Consider the following 25579-nt stretch of genomic DNA (forward strand, 5'->3'; position numbering starts at 1 on the left):
GGATGCGCGAGATCGTGTTCGATACCGAAACCACGGGGTTCAAATTTTCGGAAGGCGACCGGCTGGTCGAGATCGGTTGCGTCGAACTGGTCAACCGGGTGGAGACGGGCGCGGTCTTTCACGCCTATTTCAATCCGGGCCGATCGATGCCTGCCGAGGCGCAGGCGGTCCACGGCCTGTCCGATGCGTTCCTCGCCGACAAGCCGGCGTTCCATACCGCGATCGACGATCTGCTGGCCTTTCTGGGCGACGCGCCGCTGATCGCGCATAACGCCAATTTCGACATGGGCTTCCTGAACGGCGAGATGAAGGCGGCCGGCCGCCAGCCGGTCGCGATGACGCGGATGGTCGATACGCTCGCCATCGCCCGCAGCCGCCATCCCGGCGCCAAGCACACGCTCGACGCGCTGTGCAGCCGGTTCGGCATCGATCGCAGCCGCCGCGTGCTGCACGGCGCGCTGCTCGACGCGCAACTGCTCTCGCAGGTCTATGTCGAGCTGATGGGCGGGCGGCAGATCGGCTTCGGGCTGGATGCCGCGCCGGCGACGACCATGGCGGAGACGGCCGGGGCACCCGTGCCCGCCGCCGCGCCGGTGCGGCCGCCGCGCGATTTCGCGCCGAGCGAGGCCGAACTGGTCGCGCATGCCGCTTTTATCGCCACGCTCAAGGAGCCGTTATGGGGCCAGTCCGCCCCTTAAGGCGTTGATGCCCCCCGCTTCCAGCGGGTTTAGAGTTCCACAATGACGGAGGATTACATGGACATCCGGGTTTCGGGGCACCAGGTCGACACCGGGGACGCGCTGAAGGCGATGGTCCAGGACCGGTTGCAGGGCATCGCCGATAAATATTTCCAGCGGGCGATCTCGGCGACGGCGACGTTCGGCAAGGGTCCGCACGACAACGGATTCATCTGCGACATCGTCTGTCATGTGACCCAGGGTCTTGTGCTCAAGGGGCATAACGACGGGCAGGACGCGCAGGGTGCGTTCGCCGGCGCCGCCGACAAGATCGAAAAGCAGCTCCGCCGCTACACCCGCCGGTTGAAGGATCGCAACGCCGCGCAGGTCGTGGCGATGGCCGAGGCGGGCGGATACGACAATGGCTTCGACAATGCCGGCTATACCGTGTTCGGCGGCGGCGACGATCATGAGGAAGAGGTGGCCGACGCCCCGCTCATCATCGCCGAGACGCGGGTCGACGTGCCCGATGCCAGCGTGTCCGACGCGGTGATGATGCTCGACCTGCGCAACACCAACGCGCTGCTGTTCCTCAACAGCGGGACGGGGGCGTTCAACATGGTCTATCGCCGGCATGACGGCACCATCGGCTGGGTCGAACCCAATCGTGCGGCACAGACCCCCCAAGCAGCCTGAGTGTACGATTTCCACGACCTGATAGGCCCGAAGTCGGTGCTGGCGGACGTTTCCGCCAGCACCCGCAAGGGGTTGTTCGCGCACCTCGGCACCGTTGCCGGGCCGTTGTGCGCCCTCGACGCGCGTGTCGTCGCCGACCTGCTCGCCGATCGCGAGCGGTTGGGGTCGACCGCGTTCGGCGGTGGCATCGCCATTCCGCATATCCGGGTGGAAACCCTCGACCGGGTCGTCGCGGTATTCCTGCGGCTGGCGCGGCCGCTCGATTTCGGGGCGGTCGACGATCTGCCGGTCGATCTGGTCTTCGCGCTCTTCTCGCCGGTGCACGCCGGCAGCGAGCATCTGAAAGCACTGGCCCGTGTGTCGCGCTCGCTGCGCGACGCGGCGTTCCGCGCGAAACTGCGCGGCGCGGGGTCGAGCGACGCGCTCTATGCGCTGCTGTCGGGCGTCGAGGCGCGTGACGCCGCCTGACACCCCCGCCGGCGAAACGGCGCATTTCCGGGCACTGGAGGCGCTGTATGCGGCGGCCCCGGTCAACCGGCTGTTCGATTCGCGACTGGAGATCGTCGCCGCCGGCATCGCCCGCATCCATTTCCGCATCGACGAACGCCATTTCCACGCCGCCGGCGCGGCGCATGGCACGACCTATTTCAAGATGCTCGACGATGCCGCCTTCTATGCCGCCAACAGCCTCGTCACCGACCGGTTTCTGCTCACCACCGCGTTCAACCTGCTGCTCACCCGTCCGCTGGGACCCGGACCGGTGGTGGCGGAGGGGCGCTGGGTCAGCGGCAAGCGGCGCGTGTTCATCGCCGACGCGCATCTGACCGATGCCGGTGGCGAGGAAGCGGCGCGCGGCACCGGCACCTTCATGAAAAGCCGGATCGCGCTCGCCTCGCTTCCCGGCTACGCGCCGGCATGAGCGACTGGCCGACGACGCTGCGCGTCAACGCCTTCTGCCGCGTGGTCGAGGCGGCGGGCGGACAGGCGATGGTGCTGGCGCGCGGCGACCGCGAATCGGGGATCGTGCTGCTGCTGACCATCGATTCCGACGGCAGCGCCAGAGTGTTCGAGCGCGAACGCGATCTGGACGGCGTCTCGCGTATCGTCCGGCGCAAGGCCGATGTCGTGTCCGAAGCGCTGCTCGGCGACTATTGGCGCGATCGGCGACGGGCCGATCCCGACCTGTGGGTGGTCGAGGCGATCGTCGCAGGCGGCGAACGGTTGGGCGCTGAAACCCTGTGGGCTGATTGACACAGGATCGTAACGAAACCTAAGCCGCGCTCCAACAGGCACAAGCGTTGTGTCGGTCGGGGTGCGATACCGATCGGTTACGCAGTCGGGGGGCACGTCCGGTCGTCGGTCTTTCGTTCGCGAAGGGCATGTCTGCCGCGCACCAACCGCATATCATTGACGACCGATGAAGCTGCGCTTCCCCACGGCGACGATCGCCGCCGTGACCTTTTTCGCCAGCTTAGCCGCTGGCATGACTTCTCCGGTCCTTGCGGAAGAAACCGCATCACCGACTATAGTCACTAACCTTCGGGCCACGCCGATGGTTCCCGCGAACGCCCCGGTGCGGTTCGCCCCCCCTGCCGAAGTCGTGCAGACCCTCTCTGTAGTGCCGGCCGAGTTGACCGCCGCGGATGACAGCGTCACCGATTCGACCACCGATTTCTCCACGCTCGATGCCGCCGTCGCCGCACAGAGCGCCGCGATCGACGACGAAGAGCTCAACTGCCTCGCCGTCAGCATCTATTTCGAGTCCAAGGGTGAACCACTCGCCGGACAGTTGGCCGTCGCCGACGTCATCCTCAACCGCACGACGTCGGGCCGTTTTCCCAGCTCGGTCTGTTCGGTCGTCAAGCAGCCCGGCCAGTTCTCGTTCGTGAAGGGTGGCCGGCTGCCCGACATCGACACCAGCCGCCGCGCATGGAAGACCGCCGTTGCCGTCGCCCGCGTCGCCACCAAGGACCTGTGGCAGAGCCCTGCCAAAAACGCGCTGTATTTCCATGCACGCCACGTCAGCCCCAATTGGGGCAAGGCGCGGGTCGCATCGGTCGGCAACCACATCTTCTATCGCTGAACCGGGGGTCTTTCCCCGTTCGCATAATGTTCCTATACTGACGCGATGGTGAGCCTCGCCCCGTCGCATCCCGAACCCGCGCTCGACACCCATCCGCTGATCGCCGCCGAGGTCGCGCGTGGCGTCACGCGGATGCTGCTCGCGCATGACCTGACCGCAATGGCCGAAGTGCCGCTCGACGGCGGACGGCGCGCCGACCTGATGGCGATCGACGCGCGCGGCGGAATTGTGATCGTCGAGATCAAGGTATCGCGCGCCGACCTGCTCGGTGACGGCAAATGGACCGACTATCTGGGCCATTGCGACCGCTATTTCTGGGCAGTGCCGGCCGGGTTCGACACGACGCCACTGGGACAGGAAGCGTTCCTGCCCGAACGGACCGGAATCATCATCGCCGATCGCTACGAAGCGACGATCCTGCGCGAAGCGGCGACGACGCCGCTGCCCGCGCATGTCCGCAAACGCTGTACGCTGGCATTCGCCAGACGGGCGGCACGGCGGCTGATCGGGGCGATCGACCCGGATGCGATCCGGGGCTGGTAGGCGCGTCTAGAACCGCCGCCAGAGCGTGCCCGCCGCCCAGCCGAAGCCGACCGACAGGATGACGGCGACCAGCCCATAGAGCACCGACGCCTGATCGGCGGCGGTCGCGACGAAGCGTTCGAACCCCGATTTGCGGATGTCGATCTCGCGCACCGCCGCGGCAAGCACCCGCCCGTCGCGGATCAGGAAGGTTTCGGCGGTGAATCGCCCCACCGGCACCCGCGCCGGTATGGTGATCGTCGCGCGGTACAGCACGTCGTCGGTGATCTCGACCGCGTCCGGTTCCTCGCGGTACAGCCCGGCGCGGCGGCGCAGATCGACGAAGCCGGCGGCGAACCGCGCCTGATCCTTCGCCGACGTGCCGGCGGCGGGCGAGAGTTGCAGGCTGCCCAGTCCCAGTTCGTAGATCGCGCGGGTCCGGTCGTCGACGATGGCGGCGAGCGGCCGCGACGAGGCGATGGCATAGAAGGACGGGGCAGAGCGGTAGCGCATCCGGTCGGCATTGACCCAGATGCCCGCCACCTTCTCCTTTTCGCGCACGACGATCGACTCGGGCGGGCCCTTCACCACCACGACGATCTCGGCCGGCCGGTCGCCCTGCGGCACGCGCCCGCCGGGATAGAGGATCGCGCCGAACAGCAGCAGGTCGGCCCCGGTGAAGCTGTAGGCGATGCGCACGTCGCGGCTCGACACGTCGGGCACCAGCACCGGGGCGGCCGCCCCCATCAGCAGCGGGGCGAGCAGCGCGGCGGCAATCGCGCGCCTCACGCCGGCTGCACCGTATAGAGTTCGTCGGGCCGCCAGCCGAGGCCCAGCGCCATGCGGAATGCCACCGCCAGCACGATGATGGCCAGCGCGAGGCGGAGATATTCGGGCTTGGCCCGTTGCGCGAACCGCGCGCCGATCTGCGCGCCCGTCACCGATCCGATCAGCAACAGCACCGCCAGCACGATGTCGACCGCCTTGGTGGTCAGCGCATGGACCATCGTCGCCGCCGCCGTCACGAACAGAATCTGGAACAACGACGTGCCGACCACCACCCGCGTCCCCATGCCGAGCAGATAGAGCATCGCGGGCACGAGGATGAAGCCGCCGCCGACCCCGAGCAACACGGTAAGGATTCCGGTGGCGAAACCGAGCAGCAACGGCGCAAGCGGCGAGATATACAGCCCCGACGCATAGAAGCGCCAGCGAAGCGGCAGCGAAGCGACCAGCGGATGGTGCCGCCGCCGCGCAGGACGCGGCGGGATCGCGCCGCGCAACACCCGCACCGCGCCGATCGCTTCCTTGAGCATCAGCCCGCCGATCGATCCGAGCATCACGACGTACAGGATGGCGATGACGGTATCGATCTGCCCGCTCGACTGGAGCAGGCGGAACACGAACGCCCCGGCGATCGATCCGAACACCCCGCCCGCCACTAGCACCCCGCCCATGCGGAAATCGACCCCGCCGCGGCGCAGATGCGCGAACACGCCCGACACGCTGGCGCCCGTCACCTGGCTGGCGGCCGAGGCGGCGGCGACGGTCGGCGGAATGCCGTAGAAGATCAGCAGCGGCGTGGTGAGGAACCCGCCGCCGACGCCGAACATGCCCGAGAGGAACCCGACTCCACCGCCCAGCAGCACGATGACCAGCGCGTTGACCGACAGGTTGGCGATGGGGAGGTAGAGATCCATGACGAGTCATGGGGTAGCCGCTTGGAGTCCGTTTGGAAACGCGCCCATGCGTGTTTGGCGGTGCCGGCCCGCTCCCCCTCCCGACCACCCATTCAGGATACGCTGTGGGTGGTCGGGAGGGTGGCGGGCCGGCACCGCCTCGAAACTCGCCCTTCCGCGAGTTTTCAAACAGCCGATTAAAAGTCGCTGCCGAGCGTGACCGCCGGTCCCGATCCGGGCGCGGCATTGCCGCCGATCCGCTGCCGCCAGTCGATCGACAGCCGCAGCGGTGCCGGGCCGACCGGCAGGCGCAGTACGGCGGACGGACCGACATCGAGCCGCCGGGCACCGCGCTGCGCCCCACCCCAGCTTCCGATGCCGACGCTGAGCGTCACGCGACCGGCATCGGCGACCGGGCGCAGCAGCCGCACCGCGCCGTCGGCATAGGGTTCGACGCCGCGTCGAACCACCGCCCCCGCCTGCCCATAGGCTTCGAGCGCGAATCCGGCGAGGAGTGCGGGCCGATCGACCCCGGCGACCAGCCCGATTCCGGTGCCGCTGCCGCTCGAGTCGAGCGCGATGCGCCGTTCGGCGACCACTGCCACCGGCAGCCCGCGCGGTCGCCATTCGACGCCGAGCGCCGCCTCGCGCCCCGGCCCGGCCAGCGGCGTCGCCAGCCGGCCGACCAGCGCGACCCGCCCGTCCGCCGCTACCGGAACGCGCATCCGTATCCCGGCCTGCCCGCCGCCCAGTTGCACCGGTCCGCCGGTCGCGACACCGGGGCGCGCCATCGCCCACAGGCTGAACGACGTGCCCTGGCGCGCGGGTGGTATCGGCAGTCCGACGCCGACCGGCCCGGGGGCGACCAGCGGCGCGGGGCCGGGTTCGACGGGGGCGACCAGTGCGAGTTCGATCGTCTCGGCGGGTCGGGCGTCAGGCAGGATCGCTGCAGGAGGCTTTGCGCCCGGTTGCGGCCGCAGCGGGACGACCGGCGATGCGACCCACCGCGCGACCTGTCGCGACGTCCCGACTGCCGGCCGGCGCGGCAGCGCTGCCGCCACCGGGCGCACCACCCCGAGCACGTCCGGCACGATCGCCGTTTCGGGCCACAACAGCGTGACCCGCAACGCGACCCATCCGCCGCTGACCAGCATCAGGAAACGCAGCGGCCGCCCGCGTCCGGCGGGACCATGCGCACTCAAGGCAGGTTCAATTCGGCGGCGGTCGGGAAATGATGCGCGGTCTTGTCCCACACCAACGTGCCGCCGCGAAGCGACCTCAGATAGCGCATGATGGCGCGGCGCGCGGCGAGCAGCGCAATGCCATTTCCGACCAGCAGGCGCGGGACCGACCGCAGCGCTTGCCCACGGCCGTAATTGCGCGCGACCAGTATCGCGCGAATCAGCACGCGCCACGCCAGCAGCGCGAAATTGACGGCCAGCAGCCAGCGCATCGCGCTGTCGGGGACGGGCAATGTCGTTCCGGCGATCGCATGCGCCGTGCCCGCCAGCCCCCAGACCAGCAGCGCGAGATAGGCGAGCGCCAGCACCGGAATGGCAAGGATCGTGCGTCGGTCGCGCATCCGCATCCAGTGTTCCTGCACGCCCGCACCGCGTTGCCAGCCGGTCCGGTCCCACCCCGCCAAGGTGATGCCGGTCATCCAGCGCGCCTTCTGCCGGACGGCGGCGTCGAGCGTTGCCGGGAAAAAGGCGCGAACCGCGACCGGCGGTCCGCCCGGTGTCTCGAGGACGCGCACGAACAACCCGCGTCCGCCAAGCGCCCGCACCGTCAGCCCCAGCTCGTAATCCTCGGTCAGACTGGTTTCGTCGAACGGCAGGCCGCCGCGCACCCCGGCGATCCGCTCCAGCATCGCCGCCGAGATCGCGCATCCCACCCCGGCCAGCGGCAATCCGGCACGCAGCGCGGCGCGCACCGGCATCTGCCGGCCATGCGCCTCGGAAAATTCGTCGATATAATGACCCGATACCCAGAGGGAGGCGGGATCGGGCAGCGGCAGGACCGGCAACTGCACCGTGTCGGCGAACCGCAGCATCCGGTCGTACACGCGCAATTCGCCGGGATGCACCACATCCTCGGCGTCGTGCAGCACCATCGCGGTGAACGGGTGCCGTTCGCCCACGCCATCGGCGGTGGCTGCCCGCCACAGCGCGTTCAGACAATCGGCCTTGGTCGTCGGACCGGGCCGTTCGGTCAGCACCAGCCGGATGCGTCCGTCGCCATTAGCGACCGCCGCGATGGCATCGATCGTCGCGCGGTCGTTGGGATAGGCCCCGACATAGAGCCGCCAGTCGGGGTGGTCGATCCGCGCGATCGTGGCGCGCAGCATCGCGCCGATCACCGCCGATTCGTCCCATGCCGGTACCAGCACCGCGATGCGCGCCGAGCAGCTTTCGACCGGAAAATCGGCAAGCGTCAGGGCGCGCGACCGTCGCCAGCGACGGCGCAGCGCACGGATGAGATAGGCGAGATCGACCGCCAGATCGTCGATGCCACCGATCAGCAGCCCGATCGCGGCGGCCAGCATCGTCTCACGCACAATCGCATCGATCCACGGGATCGCCGTCGCCATCGTCCATCCCCCCGGATGCTCCATGGCGGATGTAATCGAATACGATCCGGCGTCACAAGCGGGGCAGCGCACCGTTCGGACCGAAACGGAATATTTTGCCGCCGGCCGTGAACCGTTCGCGCAAGTGGACGTTGGCGAAAACGGTCCTCAATCCCCTTTCGGGACTGGTGCCTTTGCGCACCGGCCGCGCCGCTCCGCAGCGGCGCGGCCGAACGCCGCCGTTACCAATAGAATCCGCGAATCACATCGACCACCCGACCCCGGCGATGATCGACGAGGACCACGTCGTTGTAATGCCGGACCCAGCGCTGGCCGCCCCGCACCGGGGGCAGGCGATAGCGGCCCGGATCGGCGATCCAGTAGCGCTGCGCGTAATAGGGCCGGCCGATCGCGACGCCCGGACGGAAGCTCTGGTAGCGGAACGGCGCGTTCCAGTTGCCGCGCGCATAGAGGCTGCGGTGGCTGTTGCGATAGGGACGCCAGTCGCCGCGACCCCATGCGCGGTCGCGCCGGTCCTCGCGAAATTCGCGGCGGGCGCGGTTCAGGTCGCGGCGTTCGTCGCGAATGTCGCGGCGATCGCCATAGCGCAGCGCCTGGCGATATTCGCGCCGCTCTTCGCGAATATCCTGCCGGTCGCGGCGCAGCTCGTGACGCGACTGCGCCATGGCGGGGGCGGCGAGCGTCGGGATCGATACGGCGGCAGCCAGTGCCGCGAGGATCAGTTTGCGCATGGGAAAGCTCCTTCCTTCCGTGATGGCAGGAGGAATGCCCGAGTCGCCCTGAACGCTACGCGAATATGATTGTAATGCTACAGCAAGGCGGGCGGATCGTTGGGTCCGCTCCCCCGCCCAGCCCGAACCGTCAGTTCGGCCGCTGCGACGGTCCCGCCGTGCCCGGCGCGCCGACCGTGCCGATGTTGCCGAACAGATCGCTGAAGAAGTTCGATTCGCGGCCCAGCGTCGGGGTCTTCTTGTCCGACGGGCTGATGCCGACGACCTGATCGACGCCGGTACGGTCGATCGCGGTCACGTTGCCGCGCTGGTCGAACGTGATCTTCAGCGTCGTCTGGTCCGCCGCGCGCGGTCGGTTGAACGCGAAATTGCGGCTGTCGCGCGACAGATAGAACCATTCGCGGTCGGAGAATTGCCCGGTGAAGGTCGGCGTGCCGAGCGTCTGGAGCACCGACTGGCGCGTGTCGATGCCGGGCTGCACCGCGTTGACCAGATCGGGATCGATCACATAGCCCTGATGGCTGCGCAACTTCGTGCAGCCGGGCAACGCGACCGCGGCACAGGCGATCATCAGCGCCGCTGCGCCACGGGTGGGAAACCGAACCATAACTTCTCCGTCCTGCGAACGCGCGACCGGGCCGGCGCGCGTGTTGCATCGCGCGGCCATGCGTTCAATATGACGGACCCGCGCCATCCACAAGCGCGCCCTTCCTGTTCCATCCGGAGTGTCATGGTCCTCAGTCGCCTGTTCCGCCGCGAACCGCCCCCGCGTCAGGCCGCGACGCTCTACCACGCGGTCGTCGCGCGCGGTCGCCTGCCGCACTGGTATCTGGCGGGGCGGGTGCCCGACACGATCGATGGCCGGTTCGACATGATCGCCGCGATATTGACGATGGTGATGCTGCGGCTGGAGCGCGAAGGCGCCGCTGCCGCCGCCTCCGCCAGTCTGGCCGAATGTTTCGTCGACGACATGGACGGGCAACTGCGCCAGATCGGCTTTGGCGACATGGTGGTCGGCAAGCATATCGGGCGGATGATGGCGATGCTCGGCGGGCGGATCGGCGCGTATCGCGACGGGCTGGCCGATAACACGCTGGGTGCCGCGCTGGTCCGCAACCTCTATCGCGGTGACGATCCGGGGCCGGACGCGCTGGCCCATGTCGAACGCGAGCTGCGCGCGCTGCGCACCGCGCTCGACCCCGTGACCCTCGACCATCTGCTTGCCGGAGACGTGCCGCAATGACTTCCGAATTCCACCGCCCGATCCGCATCGACCAGATCGGCGAGGGCGAATTGCGCCAGCGGATCGAGGCCGACGGCGACGAACGTCGGCGGCTGATGGGCCGGTTCCGGCTGCTGGCGATCGATTCGCTCGTCGCCGACTATGCGCTGCGCCGCGATGTCGCCGGCATCGTCGCGACCGGCCGGTTGACCGCTCAAGTCGCCCAGGCCTGTGTCGCCAGCGGCGAACCGGTGCCCGAATCGGTCGACGAACCCTTCGTCCTGCGCTTCCTGCCCGAAGGCAGCATCGAGGGCGACGCCGCCGAACTCGACGATTCGGCGATGGACACGATGTTCTATGCCGGCGCGGCGATCGATCTGGGCGAAGCGGCGGCGGAAACGCTCGCGCTGGCGCTCGACCCCTATCCGCGCAGCCCCGATGCCGAGGAGGTGCTGCGCACCGCCGGCGTGGTCCGCGAGGAAGATGTCGCGCCGATCACCGCGCTCGGCGGGTTGAAGGACCTGCTGACGAAATAAGCCTTTCCTTGGGCGGTGCTTATTGATAATCAGTCGCAATGTTATCCCCCGGTCTGTATCTCGCCCAACTGCCGCGTGCCGCCCGAGCGACGGTCGCATCGGTCGATTGGGAGCGACTGTCGCCCAGCGAGGCGCGGCGCCTGCGCGAATTCGGACTGGACGAGGGGGTCGACGTCGAACTGCTGCACCGCGCGATGCTGCGCGGCGGGCCGATGGCGTGCCGGATCGGGCGAATGACCGTGGCGCTGCGCTCGCATGTCGCCGGCGCGATTCGCGTGGCACCACTGGGCGGTTGACGGCACCCTTTACGTGAACCCCGCTCCCCTGGTTGCACTGGTCGGCAATCCCAATGCCGGCAAGACCGCCCTGTTCAACGCGCTGACCGGCGCGCGGCAGAAGGTGGGCAATTATCCCGGCGTCACCGTCGAGCGCCATTCGGGCCGGCTGGCGCTGAACGACGGGCGGCCGATCGAGCTGGTCGACCTGCCCGGCACCTACAGCCTCGACCCCAGCAGCCCCGACGAAGCGGTGACGCGCGACGTGGTGCTCGGCCGCCAGAGCGGCGAGCGGGTGCCCGATGCGATGATCGTCGTCGCGGACGCCACCAACCTCGACAATCATCTGCGCTTTGTCCTCCAGCTCCAGTCGCTCGGCCGGCCGATGGTGCTGGCGCTCAACATGATCGACATGGCGACGCGCGACGGGCTGACGATCGATCTGGCCGCGCTGTCCGCCGAACTGGGCGTGCCCGTCGTCGCGACCGTCGCGGTGCGCAAGCGCGGGCTGGACGAACTGCGCTCGGCGCTGGGCGACATTCTGGCCGGAGCGCCGCGCAAGGCGGCGACCGACACGATCGAGACCGACATCCGCCATTTCCAGCGCGAGGCGCGGCGCATCGCCCGGCTGGCGGTGGTCGAACAGCCGCGGATGCGTGCCGTCACGCTCGGGCTCGACCGGGTGGCGCTGCATCCGGTGGTCGGCCCCATCCTGTTGCTCGCCATCCTGTTCGTGATGTTCCAGGCGGTGTTCACCTGGTCCGAAGCGCCGATCGGCTGGATCGAGGGCGCGCAGGGCTGGCTGGCCGACAGCGCCACCGCCGCGCTGCCGGCCGGATTCCTGCGCGATCTGCTGGTGCAGGGCGTCATCAACGGCGTCGGATCGGTCGTGGTGTTCCTGCCGCAGATCCTGATCCTGTTCCTGTTCATCCTGCTGCTCGAGGCATCGGGCTATATGGTGCGCGCCGCGCTGCTGATGGACCGGTTGATGAGCGGGGTCGGCCTGTCGGGCCGCGCGTTCATTCCGCTGCTGTCGTCGTTCGCCTGCGCGATTCCCGGCATCATGGCGACCCGGTCGATCGACGATCCCAAGGAACGGCTGACCACGATCCTGATCGCGCCGTTGATGACCTGTTCGGCGCGGTTGCCGGTCTATGCGGTCATCATCGGCGCGTTCATTCCGGCGCGCTCGGTGCTGCCCGGCGTCGGGTTGCAGGGGCTGGTGCTGCTGGTGTTGTACCTGACCGGTATCGTCGGCGCGGTCCTCGCCGCCTTCGTCCTGCGCCGCACCGCGACCAAGGGGGCAGGAGGCGGTTTCCTGATGGAGATGCCGCGCTATCAGCTCCCCTCGATACGCGACGTCGCGATCGGGCTGTGGCAGCGCGCCTATGTGTTCCTGCGCCGCGCGGGGACGATCATCCTGCAGGTTACGGTCGCGCTGTGGATCCTCACCTCCTATCCGGTCGCGCCGGCGGGGGTGAAGCAGTCGGAATATTCGATCGCCGGACGCATCGCCTCGGGCCTTGAAGTCGTGCTGCGGCCGATCGGCTTCAATCACGAGATGGCGTTGGCGGTGATTCCAGCGATGGCGGCGCGTGAGGTCGCGGTATCGGCGCTCCAGACGGTCTATGCGATCGACGCGACGGACGAGGAACAGGGCGCGCAGGAACTGGGCGGACGGCTGGCCGGACGCTGGAGCCTCGCCACCGCGCTCGCCTTCCTCGCGTGGTTCGTGTTCGCGCCACAGTGTCTCTCGACGATCGCGGTCGCAAGGCGCGAAACCAACGGCTGGAAATGGCCGGTGGTGATGATCGTGTATCTCTTCGCGCTCGCCTATGTTGCGGCGGGTGCCACCTATTGGACGGCGGTCGCCTTCGGGCTGGGATAGGCCGCTATTCCTCGCGCTTCGCCCCGTCGAGCAGCGCCTTTGCCCGTTCGCGTTCCTGCGCCTCGGCCTGTTTTTCCGCCTTGGTCCGGCCGAATTTTGCGCGGTTGGCGTCGGCGGTGGCCGCTTTGGTCGCAGCGGCGCGCGCCTTGCGGACGTGGTTGAGGTTGATGACGTCACCCATCGCCGGCTCCTTCCCCGACAAACTGCGCCGAAACGGGGCGAAAGGGAAGGCGGATCATCCCATGGGATCGATTGCGGGAGACGGGTCGACGCAGTAGCCGCAGCCCCGAGCGATAAGGTGGAACGATGCGGATCAGGGACGGGGTGCGGCAGGGAATCGGGGTGAGCCTGATCGCGCTGATGGCGGCATGCGGCGGCGGTGGCGGTGACGACGGCGACGGCACGGTCAGCGCACCGCCGCCGGTCGCGACCGCGACGCCCACCCCGACGCCCAGCGCTAGTAGCTCGACGACGCCGCCTGTGACCGGATGGTGGCGGCCCGGCGCGACCGCGACGACGTGGCAATGGCAGCTCACGGGGACGGTCGACACCAGCTATGCCGTCACCGCCTATGACGTCGATCTGTTCGACACGCCGGTCGCGACGATCCAGAAGCTGCACGATGGCGGGCGGCGGGTGATCTGCTATTTCTCGGCCGGATCGTCGGAAAACTGGCGCAGTGACGATGCCCAGTTCGCCGCCGCCGATCGCGGATCGGCGCTCGACGGCTGGGTCGGCGAACGCTGGCTGTCGGTCACGTCCGCCAACGTCCGGCGGGTGATGCAGACCCGGCTCGATCTGGCGCGGACCAAGGGCTGCGACGCGGTCGAGCCCGACAATGTCGATGGCTATGCGAACAAGAACGGCCTCGGCATCACCGCCGCGCAGCAGCTCGACTATAACCGGTTCCTCGCCGGCGAGGCACATGCGCGCGGGCTGGCGGTGGGATTGAAGAACGATCTCGACCAGGTGGCGGCGCTGGAGGGAGCGTTCGACTTCGCGGTCAACGAACAATGCCATGAATATGACGAATGCGCGACGCTCAAGCCGTTCATCACCGCGAACAAGCCGGTGTTCGTCGCGGAATACAAGGCAACCTATCGCAGCAACACCGGCGGCGCGCGCGACAGGCTGTGCGCGACGTCGCGCGCCGAAGGGGTGCATACGCTGGTGCTGGCCGAAGCGCTCGACAACAGCTTCCGCTATAGCTGCGACGGCTAAGGGTTAGTTTGAAAACGCGCCGATGCGCGTTCTGCGGTGCCGGCCCGCTCCCCCACCCGGCCACCCATCGAGGGTACGCTGTGGGTGGCCGGGTGGGGGAGCGGGCCGGCACCGCCTTGAACCAGCCTCTAACCCCTAGCGTCCCCTGCGGCGCTGGCTTAGGAAGCTCGGCCATATCCCATTCGTGAAGAAGGCAAGCGCCATGGCTGGCAGCGTCAACAAAGTGATCCTCGTAGGCAATCTGGGCCGCGACCCCGAATCGCGATCGTTCCAGAACGGCGGCAAGGTGGTGAACCTGCGCATCGCCACGTCGGAATCGTGGAAGGACCGCAACAGCGGCGAGAAGAAGGAAAAGACCGAATGGCATTCGGTCGCGATCTTCAACGAAGGCCTCGCCAACGTCGCCGAACGCTTTCTGCGTAAGGGCAGCAAGGTCTATATCGAGGGCCAGCTCCAGACGCGCAAATGGCAGGACCAGCAGGGTCAGGACAAATATTCGACCGAGATCGTGCTGCAGGGGTTCAATTCGGTGCTGACGATGCTCGACGGCCCCGGCGGCGGTCAGGGTGGCGGCGGTGGTGGCGGTGGTGGCCGCAGCGGCGGCGGCGACTTTGGTGGCGGCGATGATTTCGGTGGCGGATCGTCGGGCGGTGGCCAGGGCGGCGCATCGCGTGGCGGCGGCTTCAATTCGGGCGGCAACAAGGGTGGCGGCTTCTCGGGCGGGTTCGGCGACGATCTCGACGACGACGTGCCGTTCTGAGCGCACCCCCTCCTACCCCCGCTTGAGGACGAACGTCGTCACCGAGCGGGGGTCGGCGACCGGCGTGATTCGGTCGGCGGCCGCATTGCGCCGGGCATCGGTCACGATCCGCCGCGTCAGGCGATAGCCGCCGGCGGCGGGCGCAAGCGTGAGGCGGCGTGACAGCATCCCGCCGTTGACGTGGACGATCACCAGCGTGGTGCCATCGCCCGAAAGGGCGGCGACACTGTCGGGATCGTCGACCGGCACCAGGCGATAGCCGGGGTGGATATGGCAGCTGAAATTGGCCATCGCCCAATATTTGCGGGTGATGCGGATCGCCTCCGGCCCCGGCGCGGCGGCGGTCAGATCCATCTTGACGATGCCCCAGTTCGATCCGGGCTGGCCGTCTCGCGCGCTCCGGTTTTCCACCGCCTGCCAGAATACCCATGCGGCGGGTTCCAGCCGGCGCAGATCGCCCACGACATGCTCGGCAAAGGCCAGCGCGGTCGCGACGTCGTCGACCTGCTCCGGCGTCTTTTCCAGCGCCATATCGTGTTCGCTCATCCACAGGCGAATGCCCGAAGCACGCGCGATGTCGCGTACCCCGGTCTGATGGACCGTGCCATAGCTGTGGACGTTGAGCTGGCCGATCCGTGCCCGGGTGGCGGCGGGATAGGCGGCCCAGTCGGCGAGGAAGAGGTGCGAGTTCGTCTCGTCGGGCGCGGCGACGACGGTGGTCAGGCCGCGCGCTTTCAGCGCCGCATCGCTCGCGTCGATCATTGCCGCCTGCCGCGCGGGCGACCAGTGCGCGCCTTCCTGCGTGTTGGCGGCGAACCAGTAATCGGTATTCGGCTCGTTGACCGGTGAAAGCGTGCGGAAGGCGATGCGGTGGCGGCGTTGCAGTTCGTCGACGACGCGCGCCAGATAGGCGGCGAACGCGCCTTCCTGTCCCGCGCGCAGATTGTCGTCGGTGCCGCTCGTCGCACCCGATACCCGGCCGCTGACCGTCATGAACCATGGCGGCGAGTTCGAGAACGCCTCGAACAGCGGGGCGTCGACCCGGCGGCGAATCGCATCGAGCCACCAGCGTTGCGCGGCATCGGCGCTCCAGTCCCACATCGCCGGATCGTCGGCGCGCCATGCGCTGCGGGCATCGACCCCGGCCGGCACGCGCCAGAAACCGGGCACCGCCCCACCGGTCCGCAGATAGGGCGGCGTATCGGGCGCGTTGCCGCCGCCGATATTATAGCGTGCGATCGTCCAGCCGAGTCCATCGGCACCGTAGAACAGATCGGCCAGCCGCTCGCGCGTCGCATCGGGATAGGCCCCGGTCACATTGGCGAACCACGCGAGCGCGGTGCCCCAGCCCTCGAAGGTCGTGCCGGGCCGGTCGGTCGCGATGCGCAGCGTCACCGGAACCGATTCGCCATGGCCGGCAGGCACGCGAGCGTCTTGCGCGGCGACACCGCCGGGCAGGATCAACGCGAGCGGGAGAAGCCAGCGCAGCCGTACCTTGAGGCCAGTCATTCGGTTCCTCCCCTTTTGCGGCTTCGGCGTTGCATCGCCGGTTCAACCGTATATTGTCATACAAAACATCGTTTCCGGGGAGATGCAAGACATGATGGGCAAGCTGTTGTTGGGCGTGGGCATGATGGCGCTGGCGATGCCGGCGTGGGGACAGGCACCGCGGGTCGAACCGGTTCAGGTCGATCCCGGCCGTCCCGACTGGGAAAATCCGGCGGTCTACGCGCGCGGCAAGCTGCCCGCCCGTGCGACCGGCTTCGCCTATGAGAGCCGCGAGCGCGCGCTTGCCGGGCATCGTACCCAATCGGCGCGCTTCCTGTCGCTGGACGGCGACTGGGCGTTCGCGTTCAGCCCATCGGTCGACGGCGCGCCCAAGGGGTTCGAGTCGCCCAGCTATGACGTGTCGCGGTGGAAAACGATTCCGGTGCCGGCGATGTGGCAGGCGCAGGGCCATGGCCAGCCCAAGTACAACAATATCACCTATCCCTTTCCCGCCAACCGGCCGCTGGTGCCGCACGATACGAACGAGACGGGATCGTACCGCCGCGACTTCACCCTGCCCGACGGGTGGCGCGGGGACGACGTGATCCTGCACATCGGCGCGGCGGGATCGGCGTATCGCGTGTGGGTCAACGGGCGCGAGGTCGGCTATTCGGAGGACAGCAAGCTGCCGTCCGAATTCGACGTGACCCGCTTCGTCAAACCGGGGCGCAACATGGTGGCGGTGCAGGTGATCCGCTGGTCCGACGGATCGTATCTGGAGGATCAGGATTTCTGGCGCGTGTCGGGGATCGAGCGCGAGGTCTTTCTGGCGTCGGTCCCCAAAACGCGGATCGACGACGTGTTCGTCCATGCCGGGCTGGATCGCAGCTTCCGCGACGGGCGACTGGCGGTCGATCTGGCCGTGACCGGTGCGGCGACGGCGCGGGCGCGTGTCGTGCTGCTCGACGGGACCCGCGAACTCCTGTCGCGCGAGGCGGCGGTGCCGGCCGGGGCCGCGCGCAAGCTGACGATCGCCGCCGACGTGCCGGGCGTGCGCCCATGGAGCGCGGAGATGCCCAACCTCTACACGCTGCTGGTCGAACTGCTCGATGGGTCGGGGCGGGTGATCCAGTCGACCCCGCAGAAGATCGGTTTCCGCGACGTGGCGATGATCGGCGGGCGGGTGAGCGTCAACGGCCGGCCGATCGTCCTGCGCGGCGTCAACCGCCACGAGCATGACCCCGTCACCTTCCACGTCATCTCGCTCGAATCGATGCGGCGCGACATCGAACTGATGAAGCGCAACAATATCAACGCGGTGCGCACCTCACACTATCCCAACGATCCGCGCTTCTATGCGCTGGCCGACGAAATGGGCCTCTATGTCATGGACGAGGCCAATATCGAGAGCCATGCCTATATGGACTATGCCAACAAGCATCCCGAACTGCGGTCGAAGCTGCAGATCGGCTTCGATCCGGCATGGGAAGGCGCGCATGTCAGCCGCGTGATGAACATGGTCGAGCGCGACAAGAATCATCCGTCGGTGATCTTCTGGTCGCTCGGCAACGAAGCGGGCATCGGCCCCAATTTCGAAAAGGCGGCGGCATCGATCCGCGCGCGCGACCCCGGCCGGCTGATCTCCTATCTCGGCTGGGGCACGCTCGACTGGGACCATCAGCCCAACCCGTATGTCGACATCTATGCGCCGATGTACGACGACGTCGAGAAGATGGTCGACTGGGCCAAGGACCCGACCCGCACGCAACCGATGATCCAGTGCGAATATGCCCATATGCAGGGCAATTCGGGTGGCAATTTCAAGGAATATTGGGACACGATCTACGCGCACCCGAACAAGTTGCAGGGCGGCTTCATCTGGGACTGGGTCGACCAGTCGATGTTCCGCACGACCCGCGACGGCAAGCGTTACTGGGGCGACGGCGGCGAATATGGTCCCAATCCGGGCGGTGACATCGAATTCGGCGACGGGCTGAACCAGCCCGACCGCACCCCCAATCCGCATCTCTACGAAGTGCAGAAGGTGCTCTCGCCGATCCAGTTCGAGCGGTTCGATCCCGCGACCGGGCAGGTCACGGTGCGCAACCGGCATGATTTCCGCGACCTGTCGGGTTTCGCGTTCGACTGGGTACTCGAAGCCGACGGCGTGGCCGTGGCGACCGGTGCGTTGCCGCCGATGACCACGGCGGCGGGCGCGACGCAGACGATCACGCTGCCGCTGCCCAAGGACGCCCGCAAACCCGGCGCGGAAGTTTTTGTGACGGTGCGCGCCAGGGCAAAGGCGAACGCGATCCCGCTGGTGCCGGCCGACTATATCGTCGGTTGGGAACAGTTCGCCGTCGCCCGGTCGGGCGAACGCGCGCACGTCGCCACGAGCGCGACCGTGCAGGACAGCGCGCAGGCGGTCAGCCTGAGCGCGGGCGGGGATACGCTGACGATCGACCGGGCGACCGGGCTGGCGCGGCTGACGCGCGGCGGCACGTTGCTGGCCAGCGGGGGCGCGCCGAATTTCTGGCGGGCGGAAACCGATAACGACACGCTGACCGGCACCGCGCGCCAGCAGGAGCCGTGGCGGGCGATGAGCGCCGAGCGGCAGGTGCGCGCGATCACCGTCGTCCGGCGCCCGAACGGCGGCGCGACGGTGACGGTCGACCATGCGCTGGGCGCGGGCGCGGCGCGGTTCGTCACCACCTATGCGATGGAGGCGATGGGCGAAATCGCGGTGTCGGGCGAACTCACCCCGCTGAAGAGCGACCTGCCGCCGCCGGTCCGCGTCGGGTTGATGTGGTCGTTGCCGACGACGATGACCACGGTCGAATGGTATGGTCGCGGACCGCATGAAAGCTATGTCGATCGCAGGACCAGCGCACCGATCGGCCTGTGGCGCGGGCAAATCGCCGAACAGAACCATGATTACATGCGGCCACAGGATACCGGCAACAAGACCGACGTGCGCTGGATGGAATTGTCGGGCGGCGGACAGGGGCTGCGGATCGAGGGCGACGGCCCGCTGATGATGCAGGCATTGGCGTTTCCCTACAGCGATCTCTATCGCCGGCCGGAGGGCACGTGGAAGTCGAGCGACATCGTGCCGCATGACCAGGTATCGCTGATCGTCGATGCCGGGCAATGGGGCGTCGGCGGCGATACCGCGTGGAACTGGGTCGGCCAGCCGCACATGCAGTATCGCACGAAGCTGGAGCCGATCCGCGTCGCCTTCCGCTTCAAGCCGTTCGCGGGCGAGGGGACGACGCCCGACAAGGCGCGGCCGGCGCGCGCGACCGAGGTGCAGTGATGCGCGCGCTGGCGGCGGTGGTGGCGGGGGGCCTGTCGCTCGCCGCCGCCGCGCCCGAACCCCGCTTCGATGCGGCGCACGCGGGCAATCCGCTGCTGCCGGGCTATTTCGCCGATCCCTCGATCGTGCGCGACGGCAACCGCTGGTATATCTTCGCCACGATCGATCCATGGGGCGGCGATGCGCTGGGACTGTGGACATCCGACAACGGTCGCGACTGGCGCTTCTCCACGCCGAACTGGCCGACGAGGGCCGCCGCGACGAGCCCGACGTCGAGCGATGCCAAGGTCTGGGCACCGTCGGTGGTCAAGGCGGCGAACGGGCGCTGGTACATGTACGTCTCGGTCGGGAGCGAGGTGTGGGTGGGCAGCGCGACGTCGCCCGCCGGGCCATGGGCCGATGCCAATGGCGGCAAGCCGCTGATCGGCCGCGATTTCGACCGGCGCTATCACATGATCGATGCCGAGGCGTTCGTCGATACCGACGGGCAGGCGTATCTCTATTGGGGGTCGGGGCTGAACTGGGTCAACGGGCACTGCTTCGTGGTGAAGCTGAAGCCCGACATGGTCCGCTTCGACGGGCCGGTGCGCGACGTCACCCCGCCGAATTATTTCGAAGGGCCGTTCATGATGCGGCAGGGGAAGCATTATGTGCTGAGCTATAGCGACGGCAAGACGACCGAAGACACCTACAAGGTCCGCTATGCGATCGGCGATACCCCGTTCGGCCCGTTCCGCGAAGGGCCGGGCAGCCCGATCCTGTCGACCGACGCCGCACGCAACGTCATCAGCCCCGGCCACCACGCGATCTTCCGCTCGGGACGACAGGCGTATATTCTGTATCATCGTCACGGCCTGCCGTTCCTGCCCTCGGGCGATGCGGTGCTGCGGCAGGTGGCGATCGACCCGATCCGGCTGAACGACGACGGCACGATCGCGCGGGTGTTGCCGGGGCATGGCGGACCGGTGCGGGGGTTCGCCGCGCGGCGCGCTCAGGGCCTGCCATGGCGCGCCAGCGGGCAGGGCCGCGATACGCTGCACGGTCCCGAACGTGCCGGCGATGATAATTACGCCACCGGCTGGATACCGGCCACCGCCATGCCGCCGCGGATCGTCGCCGATCTGGGCACGGCGAAGCCGGTGGGCGAGAGCAGCCTGCGGATGGGCTTCCCGGTCCAGTCCCATGCGCTGACGATCGAGGGATCGGCGGACGGCAAGCGCTGGACACGGCTGGCGGGGGAGAGCGCGGCAAGCGGATCGCCGATCGTCCTGCGCCATGCGGCACGGACGCGCTACCTGCGGCTTACCGTTCCGCAGGACGCGACGCTGCTGGAGTGGACGATCCGCTGAGCGCCGGTCCGCGTTACAGGCGCGGGCCGGCGACCGCCGCCTTGGGCTTGGCCGGGGCGGCCTCCAGCAGCCGGAGGAGCGCCGGGGTGCGGGTGTCGCGCCGGGCATAGTCGCGCGCCGACAGGCCGGCGATCACATCGGCCTGATCGGGGTTGGCGCCCGCCGCCACCAGCGTGCGGACCATGTCGGGATTGCGCAACTGCACCGCGCGGATGAGCGGCGTCTCCCCGCTCGAATTGCCCAGATTCAGGTTCGCCTTGCGCGCCGCCAGCGCGTCGACCGCCTCGACCGAGCCCGATTCGACCGCATAGATCGCCGCCGTGTTGCCGCGATTGTCCTGCAAATTGGGGTTCGCCCCCTTCGCCAGCAGGAAGCGCAGATAGGTCAGATTGCCGCTCTTGGCGACGATGTGCAGCGCGCCTTCGCCGGTCGAACGGTCCTTGGTGTTGATGATCGTCTGTCCGGGCTGGCCCAGAATGTCGTTCACCTTGTTGCCGTCCTCGTCGCGCACCGCTTTCAGGAAGCTGTAGCCCGGCGACGTCTGCTGGCCCTGCGCGGCGGCGGGCAGCAGCAACGCCGCGGCGAGCAGGACACGGATCGGCTTCATTCCAAATACTCCCCGGCGGACACACGCATGGCTTGCATGGAATCGCCTATCAGATCATGGGCAACAACACCATGAACAGCTATCTGCGAACCGTCGGTCCCGCGCTCGCGCTGCTGCTTGCCGCATGCGGCGGCGGCGAGCAACCGGCCGAGACGCCGCCGCTGGCGGGCGCGCGGATCGGCGGGCCGTTCGTGCTGACCGACGGGCAGGGTCAGGTGGTGCGCGACACCGACTTCGCCGGCAAATGGCGCATCGTCTATTTCGGCTATACCTATTGCCCCGACGTCTGCCCGGTCGATCTCCAGACGATCGCCGCCGGCCTGAAGGCGTTCGAGGCTGACGAGCCCGAACGTGGCGACAAGGTCGTGCCGATCTTCATCACCGTCGATCCCGAACGCGATACGCCCGCCGTCGTCGGCAAATATGTCGCGGCGTTCCATCCGCGCATGGTCGGGCTGACCGGATCGGCGCAGGCGATCGCCGACGCGGCACGTGCCTACGGCGTCACCTATGCCAAGTCGCAGCCGCCCGGTGCGTCGGAATATCTGATGGACCACAGCCGCACGGCGGTGCTGATGGACCCGCAGGGCCGCCCGGTGGCGCTGCTGCCGCAGGACGAGGATGCGGCGGCGGTCGCGAAGGAGCTGGCGAAGTGGGTGCGATGACCGGCCGCTTCTGGGACGACCTGCCCCTCGCGCAACTCGACCGCGCACAATGGGAGGCGCTGTGCGACGGCTGCGGCAAATGCTGCCTGCACAAGCTGGAGGACGAGGACACCGGCGAGGTCCATGCGACCAACGTCGCATGCAAGCTGCTCGACCGGCGGATGGGCCAGTGCAGCGATTATCGCCACCGCCATGCCTATGTCCCCGAATGCGTGCGGCTGAACGCGCGCAACGTCGCCAAGATCGAATGGCTGCCCTCGACCTGCGCCTATCGCCTGCGCGCCAATGGCGAGACGCTGCCCGAGTGGCATTATCTGAACAGCGGCGACCGCGAGAGCGTGCATGCCGCCGGCCAGTCGACGCGCGGCTGGACCGTCAGCGAGGTCGACGTGGGCGATATGGAGGATCACCTGACCGACCGCGTGCTGTGATCGACGGGGTCGAGGTCGTCCGCCATCCGCGCGCCCGGGTCGCGCGGCTGTCGGTCGATCCAGCGACCGGGCGGGTACGCCTCACGGTGCCCAGACGCATGGCGCTGGCCAAGGCGGTGGCATGGGCCGGCGAAAAGGCCGAATGGATCGCGGCGCAGCGGGCGAAGCTGCCGCAGGGCCGGCCGTTCGTCGACGGCGCGGTCGTGCCGGTGGCCGGGCGCGACGTGCGGCTGGTGTGGGATGCGGGCGTGTCGCGGACGCCCGTCCTCCGTCCTTCCGGCGAAGGCCGGGATGACGAGGCGGTTCTGGTCTGTGGCGGTCCCGCCGAAGCCTTCGCCACCCGCATCGAACGCTGGCTGCGGCGCGAGGCGCTGCGCGCGCTTGCCGAGGATACCGCCCACTATGCCGCGAAGGCCGGCGTCACCGTCGCGCAGGTCGCGGTCGCCGATCCCAGGGCGCGCTGGGGCAGTTGCAGTTCGACCGGCGCGATCCGCTATAGCTGGCGGTTGCTGCTCGCCCCCGTCGCCGTCCGCCGCGCGACCGTGGCGCATGAGGTGGCGCACCGTGTCCACATGCACCACGGCCCCGCGTTCCACGCGCTGGTCGCCGAACTGTTCGAGGGCGATCCCGACGACGCCCGCCGCTGGCTGCGCGCATCGGGCGCGGCGCTTCACTGGTACGGGCGCGACTCTTCTTCATAAGGGCGGTCGGGCGCGCGCCGTTCGGGCGGCGGGGCGCGGCGCGGCGGCGGTGCCGCCTCGCGCGGACCGCGTCCCAACGCGCGATCGATCCAGTCCTGATCGAGCTGTTCGTCGGGCACGCGCTGCACCTGCGGCTGCTGTTCGGCCGGATCGACCTCGTCGCCCTCCTGCGGTGCCGGCTGCTGCTGCGGCGCGGGCACCGGGTTGCCGTTTTCGTCGACATAGACCTGATCGTCGGGCTGGCCGTAATAGCTCTCAGCGTCCGGCTCCTCCTGCCATTCGGGCAGCGTCACCTTGGTGTCGAACTGCTCGACCGGGCGGCTGGCCACCGCCTGTCGCATGAACGCGGCGAAGGCGCGCGCCGGGGCGGTGCCGCCCTGCAACCCGCTGACCGTCTTGGCATCGTCGCGGCCCATCCACACGCCGGTGGTGATCCCTGACGAGAAGCCCATGAACCAGCCGTCCTTGTTCGAACTGGTCGTACCGGTCTTGCCCGCCACCGGGCGGCCGATCTGCGCGGCGCGGCCACTGCCGGTATTCACCGCCGTCTGGAGCAAGTCGGTCATCTGCTGCGCCACATAGGGCGCGACGAGCACGCGCGAACTGTCGACCTGATGCTGGTAGATCACCGATCCATTGGCGGTGACGCGGGTGATGCCATAGGGGACCACCGCCGTCCCGCCGGAGGCGACCGAGGCATAGGCGCGCGTCATGTCGATCAGCCGCACGTCCGACGTGCCGAGCACCATCGCCGGCCGCGTATCGACGGGCGTAGTGATGCCGAAACGCCGCGCCATGTCGGCGACGGTGCCGAAACCGACCTGCTGCCCCAGCCGCGCGGCGACCGTGTTCAGCGAATAGGCGAAGGCGGTGCGCATCGACACCTGCCCGCTGAACCGGCGCGAGCTGTTGCGCGGGCTCCACCCGTCGATCGTGATCGGCGCGTCCTGCACCTGGCTGTCGGGGTTCATCCCCGCTTCCAGCGCCGCCAGATACACGAAGAGCTTGAACGACGACCCGGGCTGGCGCGTCGCCTGCGTCGCGCGGTTGTAGATCGACGAGACATAGTCCTTGCCGCCGACCATCGCCCGCACCGCCCCGTCGCGGTCGAGCGCGACCAGCGCCCCCTGCGTTCCCGCCGGGGCATTGGCGCGGATCGCGGTATCGGCGCTCGTCTGCATGCCCGGATCGAGCGTGGTCCACACGTCGAGCGGTGCCTCGGTCTCGTCGATCAGCGTTTCGAGCTGTGGCAGTGCCCAGTCGGTGAAATAGCGCACGCTGTTCTGCTGCGGCCCCGGCGACAGCTTGATCGCCTGCGGGTCGGCATCGGCGGCCTCGCTCGCGCTGATCGCGCCGGTTTCCTGCATCAGTTGCAGCACCACGCCGGCGCGGCCTACCGCCGCCTCGGCATCGGCGGTCGGCGAATAGCGCGACGGCGCCTTGACCAGCCCGGCGATGACCGCCGCCTCGGACAGCGACAACCGGTTGCCCGGATGGTTGAAGAACCGGCGCGACGCGGCATCGATGCCATACGCCCCGCCGCCGAAATACACCTTGTTGAGATAGAGTTCGAGAATCTGGTTCTTGCTGAACTTGCGCTCGATCGCGAGTGCCAGGATGATCTCGCGGAACTTGCGGCCGACCGTATAGCTGTTCGACAGGAAGATCGTGCGCGCGACCTGTTGCGTGATCGTCGATGCGCCTTGCAGGCGGCGGCCGGTGCCGCGCGTCTCGATCGCGAATTTGGTGATGCGCGCGATCGCCACCGGATCGACGCCCCAGTGCGAGCGGAAGCGCCGGTCCTCGACCGCGACCATCGCGTCGCGCATCACGTCCGGTATCTCGCTGTAGGGAATCCATTCGCCATAGCTCGGCCCCAGCGACACGAGGATCGTGCCGTCGGCGGCGCGCACCCGGATCATCTGGCCGTTGGGCGAGGATTTGAGCTGGTCGAAGCTCGGCAGGTTCGCCTTGGCATTATACACCGCCACGACGAGCGCGATCACCGCCACCAGCGTCAGGACGACGCCGGTGCCGATTACCCAGCGCAGGACGCGCCGCCAGCGGGGCTTTGCGGCGGACCGCTTGCGAGAGCGTTCGGAGGAGCGTGCCATGAAGATGTGCCGGATACCGCGCGGGTGC

The 25579-nt window shown here is 68.4% G+C and carries 28 protein-coding genes; 18 read left to right on the forward strand and 10 right to left on the reverse strand.

Translation table 11 applies throughout. The annotated features are described in order from the left end of the window. Positions 1–2: 2 nt before the first annotated feature. The 7 genes from dnaQ (at position 3) to ASG37_RS15095 (ending at position 3999) form a co-directional block, all read left to right on the forward strand. Complete coding sequence (gene dnaQ / locus ASG37_RS15065; RefSeq protein ID WP_055762097.1) at positions 3–698, forward strand: DNA polymerase III subunit epsilon; 696 nt, start codon at positions 3–5, stop codon at positions 696–698. A gap of 57 nt (positions 699–755) precedes the next feature. Next, positions 756–1373: a ribosome hibernation-promoting factor, HPF/YfiA family gene (gene hpf / locus ASG37_RS15070; protein ID WP_055762460.1), complete on the forward strand. Its 618-nt coding sequence runs from the start codon at positions 756–758 to the stop codon at positions 1371–1373. Continuing rightward, positions 1374–1841 carry a PTS sugar transporter subunit IIA gene (locus tag ASG37_RS15075; RefSeq protein ID WP_055762462.1) on the forward strand — a complete coding sequence of 156 codons (468 nt, stop codon included), beginning with the start codon at positions 1374–1376 and terminating at the stop codon, positions 1839–1841. It abuts the gene before it with no gap. Continuing rightward, positions 1801–2292 (forward strand): PaaI family thioesterase, encoded by a 492-nt coding sequence (locus tag ASG37_RS15080; RefSeq protein WP_055762100.1) that lies wholly within the window; start codon positions 1801–1803, stop codon positions 2290–2292. The genes ASG37_RS15075 and ASG37_RS15080 overlap by 41 nt, the downstream gene beginning before the upstream one ends. Next, a complete protein-coding gene (locus tag ASG37_RS15085) occupies positions 2289–2624 on the forward strand; it encodes a DUF1491 family protein (protein WP_055762103.1) in 336 nt (111 codons plus the stop codon). Before ASG37_RS15080 ends, ASG37_RS15085 begins: the two co-directional genes overlap by 4 nt. A gap of 166 nt (positions 2625–2790) precedes the next feature. Beyond that, positions 2791–3456: a cell wall hydrolase gene (locus tag ASG37_RS15090; RefSeq protein WP_082448534.1), complete on the forward strand. Its 666-nt coding sequence runs from the start codon at positions 2791–2793 to the stop codon at positions 3454–3456. Positions 3457–3501: 45 nt separating this feature from the next. Further along, positions 3502–3999 carry an MmcB family DNA repair protein gene (locus tag ASG37_RS15095; RefSeq protein ID WP_055762109.1) on the forward strand — a complete coding sequence of 166 codons (498 nt, stop codon included), beginning with the start codon at positions 3502–3504 and terminating at the stop codon, positions 3997–3999. A 6-nt stretch (positions 4000–4005) separates the two neighbouring features. Here ASG37_RS15095 and ASG37_RS15100 read toward each other — a convergent pair whose 3' ends face one another. From ASG37_RS15100 to ASG37_RS15125, 6 genes are all read right to left on the reverse strand, one after another. Further along, a complete protein-coding gene (locus ASG37_RS15100) occupies positions 4006–4725 on the reverse strand; it encodes a TIGR02186 family protein (RefSeq protein WP_200909833.1) in 720 nt (239 codons plus the stop codon). Positions 4726–4763: 38 nt separating this feature from the next. Then, positions 4764–5678, reverse strand: a complete 915-nt coding sequence (locus ASG37_RS15105) for a sulfite exporter TauE/SafE family protein (protein ID WP_055762115.1) — start codon at positions 5676–5678, stop codon at positions 4764–4766. A 176-nt stretch (positions 5679–5854) separates the two neighbouring features. After that, positions 5855–6859 (reverse strand): hypothetical protein, encoded by a 1005-nt coding sequence (locus ASG37_RS15110; protein ID WP_057687655.1) that lies wholly within the window; start codon positions 6857–6859, stop codon positions 5855–5857. Next, entirely contained in the window at positions 6856–8247 is a 1392-nt protein-coding gene (locus ASG37_RS15115) for a glycosyl transferase family protein (RefSeq protein ID WP_082448559.1), read from the reverse strand. The genes ASG37_RS15110 and ASG37_RS15115 overlap by 4 nt, the downstream gene beginning before the upstream one ends. A gap of 221 nt (positions 8248–8468) precedes the next feature. After that, entirely contained in the window at positions 8469–8978 is a 510-nt protein-coding gene (locus ASG37_RS15120) for an RcnB family protein (protein WP_055762121.1), read from the reverse strand. A gap of 130 nt (positions 8979–9108) precedes the next feature. Next, positions 9109–9585 (reverse strand): outer membrane protein assembly factor BamE, encoded by a 477-nt coding sequence (locus tag ASG37_RS15125; RefSeq protein WP_055762467.1) that lies wholly within the window; start codon positions 9583–9585, stop codon positions 9109–9111. 123 nt (positions 9586–9708) lie between these two features. On the opposite strand from ASG37_RS15125, the gene ASG37_RS15130 reads away from it, so the two are divergent. From ASG37_RS15130 to feoB, 4 genes are read left to right on the forward strand one after another with little or no spacing between them, the layout of a single operon-like run. Next, complete coding sequence (locus ASG37_RS15130; RefSeq protein WP_055762124.1) at positions 9709–10221, forward strand: ubiquinol-cytochrome C chaperone family protein; 513 nt, start codon at positions 9709–9711, stop codon at positions 10219–10221. Continuing rightward, positions 10218–10736, forward strand: a complete 519-nt coding sequence (locus ASG37_RS15135; protein ID WP_055762127.1) for a YceD family protein — start codon at positions 10218–10220, stop codon at positions 10734–10736. The genes ASG37_RS15130 and ASG37_RS15135 overlap by 4 nt, the downstream gene beginning before the upstream one ends. Positions 10737–10774: 38 nt before the next feature. Beyond that, the gene (locus ASG37_RS15140) at positions 10775–11032 is read left to right on the forward strand and encodes a FeoA family protein (RefSeq protein ID WP_055762130.1); all 258 of its coding nucleotides are present in this window, start codon (positions 10775–10777) and stop codon (positions 11030–11032) included. A 13-nt stretch (positions 11033–11045) separates the two neighbouring features. Beyond that, positions 11046–12899 carry a ferrous iron transporter B gene (gene feoB, locus ASG37_RS15145; protein WP_055762470.1) on the forward strand — a complete coding sequence of 618 codons (1854 nt, stop codon included), beginning with the start codon at positions 11046–11048 and terminating at the stop codon, positions 12897–12899. A gap of 4 nt (positions 12900–12903) precedes the next feature. Here the strand turns inward: feoB and ASG37_RS17435 are convergent, their stop codons facing one another. Further along, entirely contained in the window at positions 12904–13080 is a 177-nt protein-coding gene (locus tag ASG37_RS17435) for a DUF4169 family protein (RefSeq protein ID WP_082448535.1), read from the reverse strand. 125 nt (positions 13081–13205) lie between these two features. Here ASG37_RS17435 and ASG37_RS15150 point away from each other — a divergent pair, with 125 nt between their 5' ends. After that, entirely contained in the window at positions 13206–14120 is a 915-nt protein-coding gene (locus tag ASG37_RS15150) for an endo alpha-1,4 polygalactosaminidase (protein ID WP_055762133.1), read from the forward strand. Positions 14121–14322: 202 nt separating this feature from the next. Further along, on the forward strand, positions 14323–14880 hold the full coding sequence (gene ssb / locus ASG37_RS15155) for a single-stranded DNA-binding protein (protein ID WP_055762136.1): 558 nt from the start codon (positions 14323–14325) through the stop codon (positions 14878–14880). Between the two features lie 12 nt (positions 14881–14892). Here ssb and ASG37_RS15160 read toward each other — a convergent pair whose 3' ends face one another. Next, entirely contained in the window at positions 14893–16389 is a 1497-nt protein-coding gene (locus ASG37_RS15160) for a glycoside hydrolase (protein WP_055762139.1), read from the reverse strand. Between the two features lie 91 nt (positions 16390–16480). Between ASG37_RS15160 and ASG37_RS15165 the strand changes: the two genes are divergently transcribed. Both ASG37_RS15165 and ASG37_RS15170 read left to right on the forward strand, forming a co-directional pair. Beyond that, positions 16481–19684, forward strand: a complete 3204-nt coding sequence (locus ASG37_RS15165; RefSeq protein ID WP_235525268.1) for a glycoside hydrolase family 2 TIM barrel-domain containing protein — start codon at positions 16481–16483, stop codon at positions 19682–19684. Further along, a complete protein-coding gene (locus ASG37_RS15170; RefSeq protein WP_055762142.1) occupies positions 19684–21033 on the forward strand; it encodes a family 43 glycosylhydrolase in 1350 nt (449 codons plus the stop codon). The genes ASG37_RS15165 and ASG37_RS15170 overlap by 1 nt, the downstream gene beginning before the upstream one ends. Positions 21034–21046: 13 nt before the next feature. Here ASG37_RS15170 and ASG37_RS15175 read toward each other — a convergent pair whose 3' ends face one another. Further along, positions 21047–21640, reverse strand: a complete 594-nt coding sequence (locus ASG37_RS15175; RefSeq protein ID WP_055762145.1) for an ankyrin repeat domain-containing protein — start codon at positions 21638–21640, stop codon at positions 21047–21049. 71 nt (positions 21641–21711) lie between these two features. Between ASG37_RS15175 and ASG37_RS15180 the strand changes: the two genes are divergently transcribed. Genes ASG37_RS15180 through ASG37_RS15190 form a run of 3 tightly spaced genes read left to right on the forward strand, consistent with a single transcriptional unit; the run spans position 21712 to position 23437 of the window. Continuing rightward, positions 21712–22305 (forward strand): SCO family protein, encoded by a 594-nt coding sequence (locus ASG37_RS15180; protein WP_235532992.1) that lies wholly within the window; start codon positions 21712–21714, stop codon positions 22303–22305. Beyond that, a complete protein-coding gene (locus tag ASG37_RS15185) occupies positions 22302–22736 on the forward strand; it encodes a YcgN family cysteine cluster protein (protein WP_055762481.1) in 435 nt (144 codons plus the stop codon). The genes ASG37_RS15180 and ASG37_RS15185 overlap by 4 nt, the downstream gene beginning before the upstream one ends. Then, complete coding sequence (locus ASG37_RS15190; RefSeq protein ID WP_055762149.1) at positions 22733–23437, forward strand: M48 family metallopeptidase; 705 nt, start codon at positions 22733–22735, stop codon at positions 23435–23437. The genes ASG37_RS15185 and ASG37_RS15190 overlap by 4 nt, the downstream gene beginning before the upstream one ends. On the opposite strand, the gene ASG37_RS15195 is transcribed toward ASG37_RS15190, so the two are convergent. Further along, positions 23407–25551, reverse strand: coding sequence for a transglycosylase domain-containing protein (locus ASG37_RS15195; protein ID WP_082448539.1), 2145 nt, complete (start codon positions 25549–25551; stop codon positions 23407–23409). The two genes, ASG37_RS15190 and ASG37_RS15195, sit on opposite strands and share 31 nt — an antisense overlap. Between the last annotated feature and the right edge of the window lie 28 nt (positions 25552–25579).

It is taken from the genome of Sphingomonas sp. Leaf407 (assembly GCF_001425385.1).
In the GTDB taxonomy this organism is placed as follows: Bacteria; Pseudomonadota; Alphaproteobacteria; order Sphingomonadales; family Sphingomonadaceae; genus Sphingomonas.